The organism is Pseudomonas sp. LBUM1661 (assembly GCF_059695925.1).
Genome location: NZ_CP166794.1, coordinates 3,005,087 through 3,022,577, shown reverse-complemented (window position 1 = coordinate 3,022,577; position 17,491 = coordinate 3,005,087). Strand labels below are relative to the sequence as shown.

Below are 17,491 nucleotides of genomic sequence, written 5' to 3'. Positions count from 1 at the left end.
TCCAAAACGCTCGCTCAGATCACTTTAACGGCCCGTCCAATGAACTGAATCGGTCCTGTGGGTTTGCCAGTCGGCGATCCATTGGGGTTTTCCAGAGTCAACTCAAAGAGTTGGTTGGGTTCCAGCGGCGGCAATCTATCCAAGGGGACAGAAAGCGTTTGCCCAGGTTTGACGAGTCCAAGGGATACTGGACCTTGCCAGCCGTCCGCTTTGGTCCAGAACTCAAGTGCTTTATCGGTTGGGATTTGCGCGACCCCCAATGGTATCAGTTGGATTTCTCTTGGGTTGCTCGCCTGTATCACCCAGCCGGGCGCCTGGTTCTGCGGAGCCACCAGAACGACCAGGTAGGTGGTCGGACTCACTTGAGCTGTTTGTGTCAGTAGCAATGTTCCGAGCAACAACGTTGCAACAAGACCTGTCCCCGCCAGCCCACGCCATAGCGGAAGAAGGTTCCACCATGAGATTGGCTGCGCGGTGGTCGTCACTCGTGGTGCTCGCCGGTCAATGCTGTTCAAGCTGCGCTCGATACGACCCCAGAGTGATGCCGTAGGTGTTTGCGGTTCAGCCAGTTCGGTCAACGCAAGCAAACGCTGTTCCCATGCATCCACAACTGCTCGCAAATCGGCATCCAGAGCAAGTCGCTTTTGTACTTCGATGCGACGCTCTGCCGACAATGTGCCTAACACATACTCACTCGCCAGCTCTTCAATGTTGTCGTTGTCGGGGCTGTCATCATGTGGGCTTATGGTCATCCCATGCACTCCCGCAATGCTGCCAGACCGCGTTTGATCCAGGCTTTGACGGTCCCCAGCGGTGCGCCCAGTTTCTGTGAAATTTCCGAATGCGAATAGCCGTCGACGTACGCATGCAGGATGCAGTTGCGACGCGCCGGCTCCAGTTGTTCGAGGCACCTATAGATCCGCCCTGAACGGGCTTGATAATCGAAGGTGTCCACACTCTCTTGTGATGCTTCCAGTGAAGCGGAAGCGTGCAGTGCCGTTTCCTGTTGCTCGCTGACCTGTACCTCCCTGGCACTATCTCGCATGAAGTTCAGCGCCAAGTGCCGCGTTACGCTGAAAATCCAGCCCCGCGCAGAGCCTCTCGCTGGATCGAAACTGGCGGCACGGGTCCAAATATTGATAAAGGCATCGTGTACGATGTCTTCGGCCAGGGCGTTATCACGGGCGATGCGCTTTGCAACCCCCAGAAGACGAGCACTTTCCTGCTCATACAAGTCTCGCAGTGCCTGCTGCTCGCCTCGGGTGCAAGCAATCAGGCAGGCTTCATAGTCAAAACAGGGCTCAGGCAAGGACAAGGTTTTCAGCCATCAGCAGGTGGTAAATACTCCAGCCATAGGGCTGGAGTTCCATCGAAGCAGCGTAGACGACTTGCGCGCAAACAACCTGCTCTGGATCGTTGGCTTAATTGGCTGCCCAAAAAATATAGTCGGCCTGATATTTCACGATCTCCCGTTTACCTTTGTTAGCGGCGGAGCAGTCGGTCATAGGCGCTACACCGCCCTTGATGGCCACCCTCTGGATATAACTGACACCGTTCATCGCGCCTTTACCTTCAGCTGGGTTGGCCTTGACTAACTGATAAGGGAGGTCACCGGTGCCTGAGGGGGCAACTGCCAGTTGTGTCCCGGTGATTTTAGAGCCGTCTTTAGCTTGCCAGGTAGCAGGCGGTCCGAAGTAAGTGCCGACCTGTTGGCCGTTGCGATCATTAAGTACCGCTTTGGGGCCGACGAAAGTCCATTCAGTCTGGCCAGCGGAGTTAGCCTTTTCGCGACACTCATACGTGATTTCGCCCGTCCCCACGGTCTCCAGCGCGATCTTATGACCGTCCGGGACCTTGATGCTGTCGGGCAGATCTGTTTGCGCATAGGCAACTGGCACTGTGACCAACAAGCAGGTAGTTGCAAGCGTACTACTGACAATGCACAGGAATCGTTTAGCGTTCATGCAAATCTCTCCAGAAAGTAATCAGTTCAGCAGCTATGGCTACTACCTGTACTACCCGCGGGAGGATTATCTGGATGCAGCTGATTGAAAAAATATCTTTGGAGAAAGGGTTGTAGCGTTACTGGTTGATCGCTCGACTGTGTGAGTGTCTGCTTCTGGCCGATTGCCGCCCTTCGTGGGAGGCAGTAATCGGCCATAAGCCGGCATTCAGATTTTTTAGGAAATCGGGGGCGGTTCACTTTATGAGCCACTAAGCACCGAAGTGATGATGACGAGAAAGCAGTACCCTTGCTCCATTCGAATGGCCTTGTTGTTGTCTTTTCGGAAGTTCGCGATGTTCAGGAAATCAGGCATCAAACACCCAGCCAGCAACGTCGGCTTGACGTTGCGCCGGGTCTTTCGTTCAAGACGCCGACTCAATTGAATGCGGTTTAGATAGTCGTAATATCTTCAGCAAGATCGGGGGATGGTAAGCACAACGCCCTGTGTCGGCTATTCACCTGTCTACTTGTTTGCGGATGAACCACCAAATCGCTCGGAGCGAAAGCGCGGAAAGCCCTGTTCAATGGGGGTGCACGCCAAGTGCCCAGTCAATTCCCTGTGGGAGCAGCCTGGCGCGAACAAGTCAGCCTCGCCGACATCACTCCCTCATATGCTTACCAAGAAACGCCCCCACCAACCCGGCAATCTGCCCAGGCTGTTCATCCAGCGCAAAATGCCCCGCCTCCAGCACATGAACCTCTGCATTCGGCAAATCCCGGCGATACGCCTCAGCCTCAGCCACATCAAAAGATGGATCAAACTTTCCCCAAACCACCAACGTTGGTGGTTGATGTTCGCGCAACCACGCTTGCCACTTCGGATAGCTGGCCACGTTGTTGCGATAATCGTAAAACAGATCGCTCTGAATATCCGCTTGCCCGGGCTGATTCAGGAAATTGAACTCGTCGGTCCATAGATCCGGGTTGAAAACCTCGACATTCGGGTTGGCCCCCACATGCCGCTGTCGAGTGGTCGCGAAGGAGAAAAAACTCGCCCGCAGCCCCGCCTCGTTCGCCGCCCGATTGGCCCAGAACTCACGACGTTTTTGCCACAACGGTCCCAAACCATCCTCATGGGACACTGCATTCTGAACTATCAACGCCTGCACCCTTTCAGGGTGAACCAGCATCATTCTGAAGCCAACCGGACCGCCGTAATCCTGTACATACAGCGCATACTTTTTCAGCCCCAGCGCCTCGGTGAAATGCTCCATCACACTGGCCAGATGATCGAAGGTATAGGCAAACACCTTGGGGTCCGGCGCATCGCTATGACCAAAGCCCGGATAGTCAGGAGCCACCAGATGATAATTCTGAGCCAGCCGCGCCAGCAGCGAGTCATACATGCGTGAAGAACTGGGAAAACCGTGAAGCAGCAATAAGGTCGGCGCATCCGGCCGACCGGCTTCACGGTAGAAAATCGTTAGGTCATCTACCTTGATACTGCGGTACGCAACCGCCAGTTGCTCTGTGGAATACCCCGCCGACTCGGCAGCCTGTGCAGTGTAGGAAAGAGACAAACCCAAGGCGCAACCAAGGGCCAGGGCAGAAAGCATTTTACTCATCGGAGGGCTCCGACTGATGGGTGGATAAGGAGGTGTGGGAAAACTGTGTCACCTCGATGTATCCACCCTGTATAGGTTTTGTAATCGCCGGTATGTTCCCGGGCAAACTTACACAGCGATACACAACCTACAAAAAATCCCGGCGCCCGCATGTGGGAACAGCTGCAAACACCCCCTCGAACGATCGAGGCTTGCCAAGGATGACCAGGAGTATGCTGTGCCGATTCAAGCTTGCTGACTCTCACGCCGGCGGCTGCTTCTGGCTGATTTCTGCCTGTCGCGACCGGCTGAAAACGGCCAAAAGCGGCCTTCCAAATCCTCTCGCTCTCCCCTCGAAACTGAAGACTCTCTTCCCCGCAAGGGCCTGTAGATAATCCCGACGCCCGCGCCCCTTTGCATAGGTATATCCCCCAGTCTTCCAGGTCAGGCTCTGTATCGAACCCTTGGCAGGAGCTGGATGAAGATTGCAATGCAGTTTGAGGTAACCCTCCTTAGCTGGAACGACGATTCAAATTTGCAGTGTTCCCCTTACCAAGGCTTCCAGCCTGGGCAAAATACTCGCTTCGTCATTGCCCAAAATGGCAATCGAAGAACCACGCAACCCTGCCGACGACGCGGCAGCTGCGTCGCCGGCCAAGGCCACTGGGCACGTAACGCCCATTTGAAGGGCTCGCAGTCGCTTGTGTGCATCTGCCTGCAGTGGCGCCTGGACCCATAGCACCAGCGCGGCGGGCTGAATTGCTTCACACAGCAACGGCAGTTCTTCCAGAGGCTGGCCCGTGCCCAGCACCTCGATGCGCAAATGGTCACTGCTCATCAACAAACCAGCACACAACAGCTCCAATTCGCGCGCATGGCCCGAGCCGTCTGCCAGCAGCACGCAAGCACCATTGCTCTGGTTCATCTGCAGTCGCAATAACATCCGCGCACGCAAGAAGGCGTCAAGGAACAACCACTGACTGCGTCGACCGAAATGATTACCGGATGCCAGGCTGCGCCAGACCGGCAGCAGAATAGACTCCAGTGCAATAGCTTTCGGATAGATCGTAAATAGTTGCCCGTGCAGGCGCTCCAGCTCAGCGCCATCAAAAGCCTGCGTGGCACGATGAACTGCCTCTTGCCACTGGACCAAGGGGGCTTCGGCCGAGCCTGAAACAGTGATACCGGGCGTGTCCTGCTGCCGGATGAGCAAAGCGCCTATCTTGCTGATGGGCAGGCCCCGGCTGGTCCAGAGCATGATGCTACGAATATGTTCAATGTCCTGTTGCGAATACAGGCGATGCCCTCCCACAGTGCGTACTGGTCGGATCAGCCCGTGGCGGCGCTCCCATGCCCGCAAGGTGATTGGGTTGACGCCCGTCAGGCTGGCGACTTCCCGCATGGGGAGCAAGGTGTCGGCGGAGGTGGATTCGATGGGCTCGGTCATTGAAAGTCGTTGCATCCTGAGTGTGTCGGCATTCTAAACCAGGCATGACACTTTTTAACCAGCACCCATCGATATCCGACGGCCCTGCGCCCTGCCATCTAGGCATGGCAGTCGCTGACGACTACGCTGAGGGGCAAACCCACAAATCACAATGAGCCCAGACCATGATTGACGCCAAACTCCTGCAACTTATGGTTGAAGCCTCCAATGACGGCATCGTCGTGGCCGAGCAGGAAGGCAATGACAGCATCCTCATCTACGCCAACCCTGCCTTCGAACGCCTGACCGGCTACAGTGCCGACGAAATTCTCTACCAGGATTGCCGGTTCCTGCAGGCAGACGATCATGGCCAGGCGGGCCTGGAGGCCATCCGCGACGCCATCCGCCTCGGTCAGCCCTGCCGTCAGGTGCTGCGCAACTATCGCAAGGATGGCAGCCCGTTCTGGAACGAGCTGTCTATCACTCCCGTGCACAATGATGCCGACCAGCTGACCTACTACATTGGCATACAGCACGACGTCAGCGACAAGATTGCCGCTCTGGAAAGGATTCAGTCACTTGAGACCGAAGTGGCCGAGCTTCGCAGCAAACTGGCAATGCTGGGTGGCTAACGACTAGTAGCACTACGACCGACACAAAAAGTGTACAAGAATATTGACTTGTACAATTTTCCCCGTAGGCTTCAGATAAATGTGTACAGTCTTCTCGAATTGTACAACTTTGCCTGGAGCCTGCCATGTCTGCATATCTCCACCATTTCGCTGATACGTTCGCAACGCTGAACGCAGAACGCCTGGACTGCCTGGGCGAGCTATACAGCAACGACGTTCAGTTTCGTGATCCCTTGCATCAGCTGGATGGCTTGCCGGCACTGCGCACGTACTTTGAAAAGCTGTACACCAACGTCCAGGATATCCGCTACGACCTCCTTGACGCGGATGAAACCGCCCCCGGCCAGGGTTATCTTCGCTGGATCCTGCATTTCCGTCATCCACGCCTTTCCCGCGGTCAGCCGATCAGTCTGCATGGCTGCAGCCACCTGCGCTGGGCGACACATGTCTACCTGCACCACGACTACTTCGATGCCGGCGCCCTGCTCTACGAGCACGTCCCGGTACTTGGCGGGGTGATTGGCTGGATCAAGGGCAGGCTCGCATGAGCCGCTGCTGGCTGACAGGCGCCAGCAGCGGCCTCGGTGCGGCCCTGGCTGAACGGCTGCTGGAGCAAGGCCATGAGGTGGCCTTGGGTGGCCGCCGGGCGGAGGCTCTGATGCCGCTGATGCTTCGCTACCCCGGGGCGCTGCTCGCAACCGGCGATGTGACTGACCCACGACAGGTCTCGGCTATCTGCGAGAACATCGAGCATGCATGGGGCGCGCTGGACCTGGTGATCCTGAACGCCGGCACCTGCGAGTATCTTGTGCCGGGCAGGTTCGAGGCCGAGACAGTCGAGCGCGTGATGCGCACCAATTTGTTGGCAGTCAGTTACTGCCTGCAGGCGGCCCTTCCACTGCTGCGCCGCGGGCGCAGACCACACCTCGTAGTGATCGGCAGCTCGGTGACCTGGCTGGCGCTGCCCCGGGCTGGAGCCTATGGCGCGTCCAAGGCGGCCCTGCGTTATCTGGTCGAGTCCCTGCGCCTGGATCTACATGCCGAAGGCATCGATGTAACGCTGGTCAGCCCAGGCTTCATCGACACCCCCCTGACTCAGCGCAATACCTTTGCCATGCCACAACTCTGGACGGCCGACCGCGCCGCGCGGCATGTCGTCGCGCGCCTGACGCGACGACCGTTGGAGATCAACTTTCCACGCCTCTTCATACTCGTCCTGCGCTTGCTTGGCGCCCTGCCAGCGCGTTGGCGCCTGGCCCTGGGTAGTCGACTGGCGCGAACCGAACAGGAATAGCGTCATATGCGTATCGCCATTATCGGCAGCGGGATCTCTGGGCTGACCTGTGCCTACCTGCTGTCACGTCGCAATGAGGTGACCGTGTTCGAAGCGGCTGACTGGATCGGCGGCCATACCCATACTGTCGACATAGAATGGCAGGGCCAGCCTTATGCAGTAGACACCGGTTTCATCGTCTTCAACGACTGGACCTATCCCAACTTCATCCGCTTGATGGATCGCCTCGGAGTCGCCTCACGCCCCACCGAGATGAGCTTTTCGGTGAACGATCCGCAGAGCGGCCTGGAATACAACGGCAATAACCTGGACACCCTCTTCGCACAGCGCGGCAATCTGCTGTCGCCGGGCTTCTGGGGCATGTTGCGCGATATCGTGCGCTTCAACCGCCAGGCGGTGGCCGACCTTGAGGGCCACCGTATTGAGCCGGGCATGAGTCTTGGTGATTACCTGCACACGCGAAACTACGGGCAGCGTTTCATCCATCACTACATCGTACCCATGGGCTCGGCTATCTGGTCGGTATCACGGGCCGACATGCTGCGTTTCCCGTTGCACTTCTTCGTCCGTTTTTTTCGTAACCATGGTCTGCTCTCGATCAGCCAGCGGCCACAATGGCGAGTGATCGAGGGTGGCTCGCGCAGCTATGTGGAGCCGTTGTGCAAGACCTTCAGCGAGCGCATTCGGCTCAGTTGCCCGGTGATGAGCGTCCGCCGGGACGATAGCGGCGTGATGATCACCAGTGCGGCAGGCCATGAGCGTTTCGACAAGGTCGTGTTCGCCTGCCATAGCGACCAGGCTTTGGCGCTGCTGGAGAAACCGACGGCCACCGAGCACGAGGTGCTAGGTGCCCTCGACTATGCCGCCAACGAAGTAGTGCTTCACACCGACACCCGCCTGCTGCCCAGCCGGCGCAAGGCCTGGGCCAGCTGGAACTATCGCCTCGGTGGACCCGCGCACGCCCCGGCGGCCGTGACCTACAACATGAACATTCTGCAAGGCATCGACGCCCCGGCAACCTTCTGCCTAAGCCTCAATCAGAGCGATTACGTGGACCCGTCGCAGGTGCTGGCACGATTCAATTATGCACATCCCCAATACAGCCTTGCCGCCATGGCAGCCCAGGCGCGCCAGGGTGAGCTACAGGGAAACCGGCACAGCTACTTCTGCGGCGCTTATTGGGCAAACGGCTTCCATGAGGATGGCGTGGTCAGCGCACTGGACGTCGCCCAAAGATTCGGGGAGCGCCTGTGAACAGCAGCCTTTGCTATGGTTGGGTCAGCCACCGGCGCCTGCTGCCGCGGTTCCATGGATTCCGTTATCGCATTGGCATGCTTTATCTGGATCTGGACGAACAGGATCTGCTGCTGGGCCTGTCCCCGTTACTCGGTGCTTCTCGCTTGGCGCCGTTGTGTTGGCGAGAAACCGATTACCTGCCAGCCTGGACCCGTCGCGGTATCCCCTTGCAGGAAGCGGTGCGCGAAGTAGTGGCCCAGGCCTTGGGCCAGGCGCCCTGCGGCACTATTCATTTGCTGACCCAGCCGCGCAGTTGGGGGATTTCATTCAATCCGGTCAGTTTCTACTTTTGCCACGACAGTGACGGTCTCCTGGCGGCGATTGTGCTGGAGGTACGTAACACCCCTTGGCGTGAACGTTTTCACTACGTGTTGCCTGTGCTGCCCGGCCAGCCCCGGCACTTCTCGGTCACGAAGGCATTCCATGTCTCGCCATTCCTGCCAATGGATATGCAGTACCACATGCGCTTTTACATTGATGACGCGCACATGCGCATCCACATGGAAAACCGCCGCGAAGGGCAAAAAGTATTCGAGGCCGACCTGTCCCTGCGCCGACAGCCGCTGGATGCCGCCACACTACAACGGCACGTACTGGCCTTCCCCTGGATGAGCCTGCGCACCCTCGGTGCGATTTATTGGCAAGCCATGCGCCTGTTACTCAAGCGCACCCCGCTCTATGCCCACACAACCTGTCAGAGCAGCCAAAACCTTGGCCATCACGCCCACGAGGAGCCCGAGCATGTCCGATCCAACTCTGAGCGTTAGCAAATCCTTGGGCCTGGCGCCGTTATTCGGCGGCTTGGCCAGGAACGCCGTGCTTACTCAGTTTCGCAACTTGCGCCAAGGCCGGCTGCGCCTGATCTACCAAGACCGGCAATGGCTGTTCGGCGACGTCGACAGCGCACTACACGCTGAGGTCGAGATCTTCGACGAGGCCGCTTGGGGTATGGTGGCTGCCAACGGCTCTATCGGTGCCGGCGAAGCTTACATCCATGGCTACTGGCGCAGTCCGGACCTGGCCGCGGTCACTCGCCTCTTTGTCGCCAACATTGAGGTGCTCGACGCCCTTGAAGGCGGGTTGGCGCGCCTGGGCCGTCCGATCCTGCGCCTGCTGCACTGGCTAAACCGCAACAGCCGGCGCGGCGCGCGACGCAACATTCTCGCCCATTACGATCTGGGCAATGCTTTGTTCGAGCGGCTGCTGGACCCGACCATGATGTACTCGGCAGCCATGTTCGACAGTCTGGAGCAGAGCCTGGAGCAGGGCCAACTGAACAAGCTTGAGCGTATCTGCGTCAAACTCGCGCTGTGTCCTGGCGATCATCTGCTCGAGATCGGTACCGGTTGGGGTAGCCTGGCGATTCATGCCGCCACCCATCACGGGTGCCGGGTGACCACCACCACGTTGTCCGAGGCGCAATACGCCCATACCCTGCAGCGCGTCCAGGATCTTGGTCTGCAACACCGCATTACCGTACTGCGCGAGGACTACCGCGACCTTCGCGGACGCTTCGACAAGCTGGTCTCTATCGAGATGATCGAGGCGGTCGGGCACCGCTATCTGCCTGTTTACTTTCAGCGCTGCGCGTCGCTGCTCAAGGATGACGGCTTGATGCTGCTGCAGGCCATCACCATCCGTGACCAACGTTATGAACAGGCGCGGCGGTCGGTAGATTTCATTCAGCGCTATATCTTTCCCGGTGGTGCCCTGCCCTCCCTGAGCGTCATGCTGCAGACCGCCAGTTGCCATACCGCGTTGAACCTGGTCCACATGGAGGACTTCGGCCTGGACTATGCGCGGACTCTGCAGCACTGGCGCGACAACTTGCGTCAGTCGCGCACGGCCTTGACCGAGCTGGGCTATGACGACACCTTTCAGCGCCTCTGGGAGTTCTACCTGTGTTACTGCCAGGGTGGTTTCGAGGAGCGCACTATCGGCGTCGCGCAATTGCTCTGGGCAGCTCCGGCCGCACGCCGCGCAGCGCTGCCGGACGCCTGACTTGAGCCGGGCCTGGTTGATCGGCAACGCGCTATGGATGCAGGCCGCCTGGTGGGCTTGCGTACTGAGCGAGCGGCATCCCTGGCTGCTACTCCCCGTGGTGGCAGGCCTGTTGGTGCATGTGGCTGCTTGCCCACGACCAGGCGACGAAGCAATCACTCTGGCCTGTGTGGGGATGGCTGGGTGTTTACTGGATGCCAGCCTGGGTGCGCTGGGAGTCTTCGATTTTACCCAGCAACCCCTTCCCCTGTGGCTTGCCTTGCTGTGGCTGGTACTGGCCAGCGGGCTTCGCCACAGCCTGGCGTGGGCTCGACGTCCCATCTGGTACGGGGCGCTACTGGGTCTGTGCGGTGGACCTCTGGCTTACATCGCCGGCGCAAGGCTGGCTGGTGTAGGCCTGCCTTGGGGCACCCTTGGCACGGCCTTGCTGCTTGCAATGCTGTGGGCTGTATGGATGCCAATCATCCTGCGACTGGCTGCGTCCCGCTGATAAACAACAGCCTTTTGAATGCGTGAATGTCGCCAGCTTTGCCGATCATTGTGGGTCTACGGAAACGACGCCGGCTGACGGCGGAAGAACAGGATCACTTGTCCCAACTCGACGCCAAGCTTGCTCATACTCGAGCGATTGATCATCGTGTCTTCGTCCATCAGGTACATCCAGTCGTCCAGATCCACTTCCCAATGCCTGCCGTCAACCGGCAGGTCAAGGCGATAGCGCCAGCGCAGCGCGTTGCCAGCGACCTCGCCGCTGGCTTCTCCGACGACGTCGTCCGCACGACCACGCCAACGCCCGGCGCCGGCGGGTTCCAGCGTCCAGACGCGCCGCTGACGCGTGCCATCGCTGTAGAGAAATCGCTCGTCGAGGATCAACTGCTGGCCCTCGACGCGGCTTTCGATCTGGACATGGAAGCGCTTGACCACCTCGCCCGAGCGATTCTGGAACAGGCCCCAAGCCTGTACCGGCCGAGAGAAGAACGCCACGAGATCCAGCGTCGGTCGCTCCTTTGCGTAGTGCTCCACCCCAACGTTGTTACAGCTGACCAGCAACAGGCCAGCGAGCAGTACCAGTATTTGACGCATCTCTACCTCCTCACTCCGCCGGCCCGGCCATCCCCAGCAGTCGTTGACGCAGTTGCTTGTCCCGGGTGCGCGGATCAAGCCAGATATCGAAGAAGGCGCGGGCGAATGCAGGGTCGTCGACGCGCCGGCGCAGCTGGCCGTCGACGAAGAAAGTGCAGCCTTTGCCAGGATGGTAGACCCCGGTGATGCGCATTCCGGGCCGAACATCGACGAAGGCTTCACGCATTTCATTGGACCAGCGTTGGAGGGTGGATGCCTCAAGACGAGCCTCTGCCATGCGCTCCATTTCATTGAGGCTGACCTCCACCAGCGTGTCCCGGGAAAAGACACGGTGATAAGTCAGTTCGAGTGCAAAGGGCTGATCCCAGGTCAGCGGCAACCCGGAGCTCCACAACCGCGCGGTGTATAGACTCACGCCAAACCAGGTAAAGTCGCCGCTGCCCACCAGACGTCTATCGGGCAGCGCGGGATGCCAATCCGCCCAGGCGGGTACGGCGAGTAATATCGCGAACAGCCAGCATATCGACAGACGATGTTCGAGAAAGCGTCTGGAATCAGCCACGTTCATCAGCGTCCCGGCCTTTTTAAAAAATTCTATACAATATTAGCTCATTGTATAGTTTTTACGCATCAGATCGGCGATGCATTTCTGGCCGAGTGCGGCGAGCACATTGTCAGGCTGCAATCGGCCAAAAGCGGGTCGTTGTGCTCCAACAGGTTCTTGCTACCTGTGACCGTGCCCGCTGCACCGAGAAATGTCATTCGCATGGCTGTCTCCTTGAACATTCATCGGAGCGCTATTGATCGCTCCTTTCGGCTCAAGGGCAGTTGATTCTTATCAACTGTGGGCGCGACGGTTGCCCTTTCAGTCGAGCCTGGGCAATGGCTTGACGACCGTCAAACTGCAGGGCGCGCGGTTCAACACGCTCTCGGCGGTACTGCCGATGAACCCGTCGAGCCCGTGGTGATGGGCCGTGCCCAGCACCACCATGTCAATCGTATTTCGTTCGGCGAAAAGTCCGATCATCTTGTGAGGAGCGCCGGTCAGTAGATGCCGGCGTTTTTGCCCGATGCCATAGCGTTCGGCAAGCTCATCAAAGGCTTCTGCCTGGGCATCGTTGACCGCGTCTCTCAAACTGTCATCCAGACTGGGGGTCGGCACACTCATCGCCGCATCACTCATCACCGACCAACGGCTGACATTGAGCAAGTGCAAGGCAGCACCGCAGGAGGCTGCCAGTGTCGAGGCCAGATCGAGAATCCGGTCGTTCAGCCCTTGGGTCAACTCTTCCAGATGCGATAGATCGATGGCTGCGAGAATTTTCAACGGCTTGGGATTTATGGCGTTGGTCACCAGGTGCAAATGCGCCGGACAGTCACGCAGCAACAGCCAGTCAAGCGGCCGATGAAACGCTCGGTCAAGTGCCGGCACATGGTGGGTGTCCTTGATCACCAGGTCTGCATGGAAGTCATTCACATACGCAAGCACGTGGGCCAGGCTCGACTTGGCCCAGACCACTTCAGTAGTCACCTGCAACCCCGCGCACCGCTGAAACCGCGCTTGTTGCTCCAGCCAGTTCCGATGCACCTGCAAGTAACCCTCCCGCGCCTGGGCCATCGCATCATGGTCAAACAGGCCCGCCACCGCCAACGCCTGCACATAATCAAACGCGACGATGTGCAGCAAAGCTCCGGTTGCGCAAGCCAGTGCATGCGCCCGGTCAAACGCCGGGGTGCGGATCATTTCGGTGGGAGCAATCAATAGGATACGTTTGAGTTTGAGCATCACATACCTCGTCCTGGAAACGCTTTACCTGGCTGACTGCAGCCCGACTTCCTGGCCAGGCTACATGCCGAAACCCAATCGTGCGTCGATTTCCTGAGCATGCCAGTGCCTGTTCATGGTTTCCCCCTCGTTTTATCGCGCCTGGAAAAGCTGTTGTTCGAGTATCTGGCGTTATCCAGCGCGGGCTCTGATCTTTGTCAATTAACAGGGGCTTTCGATCGGTGCACGAAACGACGGCAGACTCACAGAAGGATTGTTGATATAGCTCAATGATGTTCCGTCGCTCAGGTGTAAAAAAATACAGATCGGGCATTCACGGGCCGTCATCAACACCAAATCCGACAGGGGACACCGTCATGAGCGATTTGAGTCTGCGTAAAACCATTTTGGAAGCGCTTGAATTCAAACCTGAAATCGATGCCGCCCACATTGGCGTTGCCGTGGACAACGGCGTTGTCACCCTCTCCGGTCACGTCAACAGCTATGGCTTCTTGCTTGAGCCAATCCGCCTGGGATTCTGCGGGTGACTCAAGGGGTGCCTGTTATGGCCAGATTGATACCGGAGGTTCGCCATGCTGGCAGTCACGTTGATCAATTCACTGGTGGTCATCATTGTCGTGGTGATCCACTACGAATGCCTGTTACGTCTGAACGATTGGCTGCCGCGGCTCAAGCTTTGGAGCCGTTTCAGGATTGTCGTCGGGGTATTCGGGGCCCTGCTGGCCCACGCGTCAGAAGTCTGGTGCTTCGCGCTGGTCTATTACCTGATGGTGCGCTCCGGCGAATGGGGCGGCCTGACCGGCAACTTCGACGGTTCGCTGCTGGACTGCGTGTACTTTTCCTTCACGACCTACACGACGATCGGTTTCGGCGATATTTCACCCGTGGGTAATCTCAAATACCTGACCGGCCTGCAGGCGCTGACCGGTCTGGTACTCATTACCTGGACGGCGTCATTTCTATTTCTCGAAATGCAGAAATACTGGAAGAGCAAATAGCAAGCCTCCTCTTCCCCGTAACCAGCCCGGTACTTTTCAGACTGCCAGGACGTTGCAAGGCACCTGATACAAAATATGCTCGGTCGTACTGCCCAACAGCTTGTCCACCCCACGGGTTTGGACTCTACCCATCACGATCACATCCACTTGATGCTCGTTAGCGAACTCGCTCAGCGCCGTGACGGGGTGCCCTACAATGAAGTGTCGACGATCAGACGGCACACCATACCGACCGGCCAACTTGAGGAAAGATTTTTCCAGGTCTCTGCGCAGCGCTTTGGTGAGGTCAGCCAGTGTCAGACCGCCCATTTCCGCCAGAAAGGCGGCGGAAATATTGCAGGCGTACAGCAAATGCAATTCGGCATCACACTGCATGGCCAAAGCGGTGGCTTGCTGGATAATCCGCTCATTCAGCTCGTTGTCTGCAGATTCGGTGTCCGACACTTCAACCGCAGCCACAACCTTGCGCGGCGTTACGAAACCGCCCCCTGTCACCAGATAGACGGGCACCGGACAGTGGCGCAGCAAGTGCCAGTCCAGCGGGGTGAAAAACGCGCGTTTGAGCGCGGATTCATGCTGGACTTCCTTGATCAACAGGTCGGGCTGCATGTCCGCGACGTGATCAAGAATGTCTTGCCGCAGGTCATCCGCGCATTTCCCGGTCGCCAGCCCTGAACGATGCCAACCAGACACTGGCGAGCTTTAGGCCGAGTCAGTCCGTGACGTTCGACCCTGACTGCCTGACCGCCAGAATACTGCCCGGCACCGAATACAGCGCCCGTTCTGTGTTGCTGCCGATCAATCGGTCGATCCCCACGCGGTGCACCGTGCCCATCACCACCACATCGGCCAAGTATTGCTCGACAAACTCGCTGATCACCGGCACCGGCAGGCCCATGACAAAATGCCGACGCTCCGGTGGAACGCCGTAACGATCGGCCAGGGTGACGAAGGCCAGATGCAGGGATTCACGCAGCTCCTCAATGTAGTCCACGCTCCAGCCACCGCCGACCAGCGGCGCATCGCCATTGAAGGCTGGCGACAAGTCATAGGCGTAAAGCAGGTGCAGCGGCGCGTCGCATTGCAAGGCCAGTGCGTTGGCGTTCTGAATGATGGTGTCGTTCAGGCCGCTGATTTGTGTCGACGGATCAAACGGGTCCACCGCGGCGACGACCCTGTGCGGCAAACCGTAGCGGGCCTGATTGACCAGGTGCACGGGGATCGGGCATTCGCGCAGCAAGTGACAATCGAGCGGCGTGATGAACACCCGCTTGAGCACTGGTTCCAGGGTGACATCCTTGATCAGCAGGTCGGGCTTGAGGTCTTCGACCGCGTTCAAAATATCCAGCAGCGGATGGGTCGTGAACACGACTTTGACCGTCACCTCCAGCCCCAGGCCACTGAGCCGCTCGATCTCTTCGGCCTCCCAGCGACGATAGCGGCGCAGATAGCGCTGATACCCGGCGTCGTCGACTTTCTCTTCCCACACATGCACGATCGGCGCGGGTTCGACAAAAGCACGCACATCCAGCACGGCGCCACTCGCCTTGGCCAGCGCGACGGCACGCAGCGTGGCTGGGGACTGATGCAGGGTTTGGTCGGCGATCAGCAACAAACGTTGATATTGACCCATCACACACCTCGGCTCGACACCGGTCGTTAAGCGCCGGAGGTTTCAAGATGCGCTCGTTGCCCCCTCCCCTAGGTTGATTTACATCAAACACGCGCAAATCAATGCTCACGTGACGCCTCTCTGATCCAGATCAGATTCTGACGCCGGCGGCGGCGTAGAAAGGAATGAACCGCGGGGTTTGCCGCCGCGCGCCAACCTTTCAAACCGGATGGAGGATCACCCCATGCTCACTGTCAAAGACCACAATGATCGGGCCGCTGCCGCCTACGCCGCGGTAACCGGACAATACTGGATCGAAGCGCTCAAGGATGGTCGTCACGTGCTGATCCGGCCGCTGGCGGAAAAAGACCGCGAGCGTGAATACGCCTTTATCAAACGGCTGTCTCCCGAGTCCCGGCACATGCGTTTTCTTGCGCAGATAAATGAACCCGGCGCCGCCATGCTTAACCAGTTGATGGACACCGATAACAAACAGCGCACAGCCTACATCGCGCTGGTCCACGAGAACGGCCAACTGATCGAGATCGGCATTAGCCGCTACGCCGCCACGGGCGAGCACGAGTGTGAATGCGCGGTGACGGTTGCCGACGAATGGAAGCACCTGGGGCTGGGCACGTTACTGATGGAGCATCTGATCAAGACCGCGCGCAAGAACGGTTTTCGCCAGATGTACTCGGTAGACGCTTCCAGCAATGCGCCGATGCGCGACCTGGCCAAAGCCCTGGGTTTCGATACGCACAATGATCCCGATGACAGCAGTCAGGTCATTCATCGTCTTTACCTGTAAACAATCACCCCGCGTTGTTCCGGCCATGGTTCATCGCGGGGCGATCCAGGCTCTCAGGATTGCAACATCTCGCTCGGCTTGATCGCCAGTACACTGCAAGGCGCCCGGTGCAAGAGCTGTTCGGCCGTGGTCCCCAGTAGCTTGTTCAACCCCGTGTGCTGCACCGTTCCCATTACGATGACATCGGTGCGATGGTCGGCGGCAAATTCACAAATACTCGACACCGGTGCGCCCTCGATGAAGTGCCGACATTCCGGTGGCACGCCGTGACGCTCTGCCAGGGCTGCAAATGCCTCGGCCTGAACCACGCCCAACGCTTCGTAAATCCCGACGGCCAGCGGTAGCGCACCAAATCCTATGTCCTGCGCATACACGGCCGTCCAGTCAAAGGCATGCAGCAATTCAAGCCGGGCGTCACACTGTTCAGCCAGCTTCGTCGCGGCGTCGATAATCTGGTCGTTGAACACATGGTCCTGATCTTCACTGCGCAGCATATCGACGATGGCCAGGACGTTGTGTGGTCGAGGGTTGAGGGCATTGGTCACCAGATGCACCGGTACCGGGCAATCGCGCAGCAACTGCCAGTCCAGCGGCGTGAAAAACACCCGTTTCAATGCCGATTCTTCCTGGGCATCCTTGATGATCAGCGCCAGCGGCATCTCGTTGACGAAGTGCAGGATCTCCTCGTAAGGATGCTGGACCCACACCACCTCGCCGGTGACCTCGACTCCGTGTTTGCTCATCAGCCCGGCTTGCTCCGCGAGCCACAGCCGATGGGTTTGCAAATACCCGTCCCGGGCCAGGCTGATTTGTTCTGGGGCGAACAGGCCGGCCACCGCGAGGGCCTGCAAATAATCGAACGCCACGATGTGTAACGGCAATTGCATGGCGAGTGCCAACGCGGCGGCGCGGTCGAACGCCGGCGTGCGGGTCATGGCAGGGGGGGCAATTAACAGTAAACGCTGGGGCTGCGACATGGGGCACCTCGGCACGCGGCCATCTGGAT

20 protein-coding genes and 3 pseudogenes are annotated in these 17,491 nt (G+C 58.6%); 10 read left to right on the top strand and 13 right to left on the bottom strand.

Annotated elements, in window-relative coordinates; genetic code table 11:
• Window positions 1-14: 14 nt before the first annotated feature.
• From ACA057_RS13845 to ACA057_RS13820, 6 genes and pseudogenes are all read right to left on the bottom strand, one after another.
• A complete protein-coding gene (locus ACA057_RS13845; protein WP_497349200.1) occupies window positions 15-752 on the bottom strand; it encodes an anti-sigma factor in 738 nt (245 codons plus the stop codon).
• Window positions 749-1,315 carry a sigma-70 family RNA polymerase sigma factor gene (locus ACA057_RS13840; protein ID WP_437179743.1) on the bottom strand — a complete coding sequence of 189 codons (567 nt, stop codon included), beginning with the start codon at window positions 1,313-1,315 and terminating at the stop codon, window positions 749-751. Before ACA057_RS13840 ends, ACA057_RS13845 begins: the two co-directional genes overlap by 4 nt.
• Before the next feature lie 106 nt (window positions 1,316-1,421).
• On the bottom strand, window positions 1,422-1,964 hold the full coding sequence (locus ACA057_RS13835; protein WP_497349198.1) for a DUF3455 domain-containing protein: 543 nt from the start codon (window positions 1,962-1,964) through the stop codon (window positions 1,422-1,424).
• A gap of 297 nt (window positions 1,965-2,261) precedes the next feature.
• A pseudogene (locus ACA057_RS13830) lies at window positions 2,262-2,457 on the bottom strand (transposase); the annotation flags it as partial.
• A 147-nt stretch (window positions 2,458-2,604) separates the two neighbouring features.
• Window positions 2,605-3,570: an alpha/beta fold hydrolase gene (locus tag ACA057_RS13825; protein WP_497349196.1), complete on the bottom strand. Its 966-nt coding sequence runs from the start codon at window positions 3,568-3,570 to the stop codon at window positions 2,605-2,607.
• Between the two features lie 508 nt (window positions 3,571-4,078).
• Window positions 4,079-4,996 (bottom strand): MerR family transcriptional regulator, encoded by a 918-nt coding sequence (locus tag ACA057_RS13820; RefSeq protein ID WP_497349194.1) that lies wholly within the window; start codon window positions 4,994-4,996, stop codon window positions 4,079-4,081.
• 164 nt (window positions 4,997-5,160) lie between these two features.
• Between ACA057_RS13820 and ACA057_RS13815 the strand changes: the two genes are divergently transcribed.
• The 7 genes from ACA057_RS13815 to ACA057_RS13785 all read left to right on the top strand — a co-directional run bounded on the left by ACA057_RS13815 (window position 5,161) and on the right by ACA057_RS13785 (window position 10,688).
• Window positions 5,161-5,607 (top strand): PAS domain-containing protein, encoded by a 447-nt coding sequence (locus ACA057_RS13815; RefSeq protein ID WP_497349192.1) that lies wholly within the window; start codon window positions 5,161-5,163, stop codon window positions 5,605-5,607.
• Between the two features lie 125 nt (window positions 5,608-5,732).
• A complete protein-coding gene (locus ACA057_RS13810; RefSeq protein ID WP_497349190.1) occupies window positions 5,733-6,155 on the top strand; it encodes a nuclear transport factor 2 family protein in 423 nt (140 codons plus the stop codon).
• Window positions 6,152-6,901 (top strand): SDR family NAD(P)-dependent oxidoreductase, encoded by a 750-nt coding sequence (locus tag ACA057_RS13805; RefSeq protein WP_497349188.1) that lies wholly within the window; start codon window positions 6,152-6,154, stop codon window positions 6,899-6,901. Before ACA057_RS13810 ends, ACA057_RS13805 begins: the two co-directional genes overlap by 4 nt.
• Window positions 6,902-6,907: 6 nt before the next feature.
• The gene (locus tag ACA057_RS13800; protein WP_497349186.1) at window positions 6,908-8,155 is read left to right on the top strand and encodes an NAD(P)/FAD-dependent oxidoreductase; all 1,248 of its coding nucleotides are present in this window, start codon (window positions 6,908-6,910) and stop codon (window positions 8,153-8,155) included.
• On the top strand, window positions 8,152-8,964 hold the full coding sequence (locus ACA057_RS13795) for a DUF1365 domain-containing protein (protein WP_497349184.1): 813 nt from the start codon (window positions 8,152-8,154) through the stop codon (window positions 8,962-8,964). Before ACA057_RS13800 ends, ACA057_RS13795 begins: the two co-directional genes overlap by 4 nt.
• Window positions 8,939-10,198, top strand: coding sequence for a class I SAM-dependent methyltransferase (locus ACA057_RS13790; protein WP_497349182.1), 1,260 nt, complete (start codon window positions 8,939-8,941; stop codon window positions 10,196-10,198). Before ACA057_RS13795 ends, ACA057_RS13790 begins: the two co-directional genes overlap by 26 nt.
• A gap of 1 nt (window position 10,199) precedes the next feature.
• The gene (locus tag ACA057_RS13785) at window positions 10,200-10,688 is read left to right on the top strand and encodes a DUF2878 domain-containing protein (RefSeq protein ID WP_497349180.1); all 489 of its coding nucleotides are present in this window, start codon (window positions 10,200-10,202) and stop codon (window positions 10,686-10,688) included.
• A 56-nt stretch (window positions 10,689-10,744) separates the two neighbouring features.
• On the opposite strand, the gene ACA057_RS13780 is transcribed toward ACA057_RS13785, so the two are convergent.
• The 4 genes from ACA057_RS13780 to ACA057_RS13765 form a co-directional block, all read right to left on the bottom strand.
• Entirely contained in the window at window positions 10,745-11,281 is a 537-nt protein-coding gene (locus tag ACA057_RS13780; RefSeq protein ID WP_497349178.1) for a DUF3833 domain-containing protein, read from the bottom strand.
• A 10-nt stretch (window positions 11,282-11,291) separates the two neighbouring features.
• Window positions 11,292-11,849, bottom strand: coding sequence for a chalcone isomerase family protein (locus tag ACA057_RS13775; RefSeq protein WP_497349176.1), 558 nt, complete (start codon window positions 11,847-11,849; stop codon window positions 11,292-11,294).
• 62 nt (window positions 11,850-11,911) lie between these two features.
• Complete coding sequence (locus ACA057_RS13770; RefSeq protein WP_497350070.1) at window positions 11,912-12,049, bottom strand: hypothetical protein; 138 nt, start codon at window positions 12,047-12,049, stop codon at window positions 11,912-11,914.
• A gap of 97 nt (window positions 12,050-12,146) precedes the next feature.
• Complete coding sequence (locus ACA057_RS13765) at window positions 12,147-13,067, bottom strand: universal stress protein (protein WP_497349174.1); 921 nt, start codon at window positions 13,065-13,067, stop codon at window positions 12,147-12,149.
• A gap of 356 nt (window positions 13,068-13,423) precedes the next feature.
• Here ACA057_RS13765 and ACA057_RS13760 point away from each other — a divergent pair.
• Window positions 13,424-13,552, top strand: a pseudogene (locus ACA057_RS13760) (BON domain-containing protein); the annotation flags it as partial.
• An 87-nt stretch (window positions 13,553-13,639) separates the two neighbouring features.
• Window positions 13,640-14,065, top strand: coding sequence for a potassium channel family protein (locus ACA057_RS13755; protein WP_497349172.1), 426 nt, complete (start codon window positions 13,640-13,642; stop codon window positions 14,063-14,065).
• A gap of 36 nt (window positions 14,066-14,101) precedes the next feature.
• On the opposite strand, the pseudogene ACA057_RS13750 reads toward ACA057_RS13755, so the two are convergent.
• Window positions 14,102-14,716: pseudogene (locus ACA057_RS13750) on the bottom strand (universal stress protein); the annotation flags it as partial.
• A 61-nt stretch (window positions 14,717-14,777) separates the two neighbouring features.
• Window positions 14,778-15,698 (bottom strand): universal stress protein, encoded by a 921-nt coding sequence (locus tag ACA057_RS13745; RefSeq protein WP_497349170.1) that lies wholly within the window; start codon window positions 15,696-15,698, stop codon window positions 14,778-14,780.
• 223 nt (window positions 15,699-15,921) lie between these two features.
• Here ACA057_RS13745 and ACA057_RS13740 point away from each other — a divergent pair, with 223 nt between their 5' ends.
• Window positions 15,922-16,485: a GNAT family N-acetyltransferase gene (locus tag ACA057_RS13740; RefSeq protein WP_497349168.1), complete on the top strand. Its 564-nt coding sequence runs from the start codon at window positions 15,922-15,924 to the stop codon at window positions 16,483-16,485.
• A 53-nt stretch (window positions 16,486-16,538) separates the two neighbouring features.
• On the opposite strand, the gene ACA057_RS13735 is transcribed toward ACA057_RS13740, so the two are convergent.
• Window positions 16,539-17,462 carry a universal stress protein gene (locus ACA057_RS13735; RefSeq protein ID WP_497349166.1) on the bottom strand — a complete coding sequence of 308 codons (924 nt, stop codon included), beginning with the start codon at window positions 17,460-17,462 and terminating at the stop codon, window positions 16,539-16,541.
• Between the last annotated feature and the right edge of the window lie 29 nt (window positions 17,463-17,491).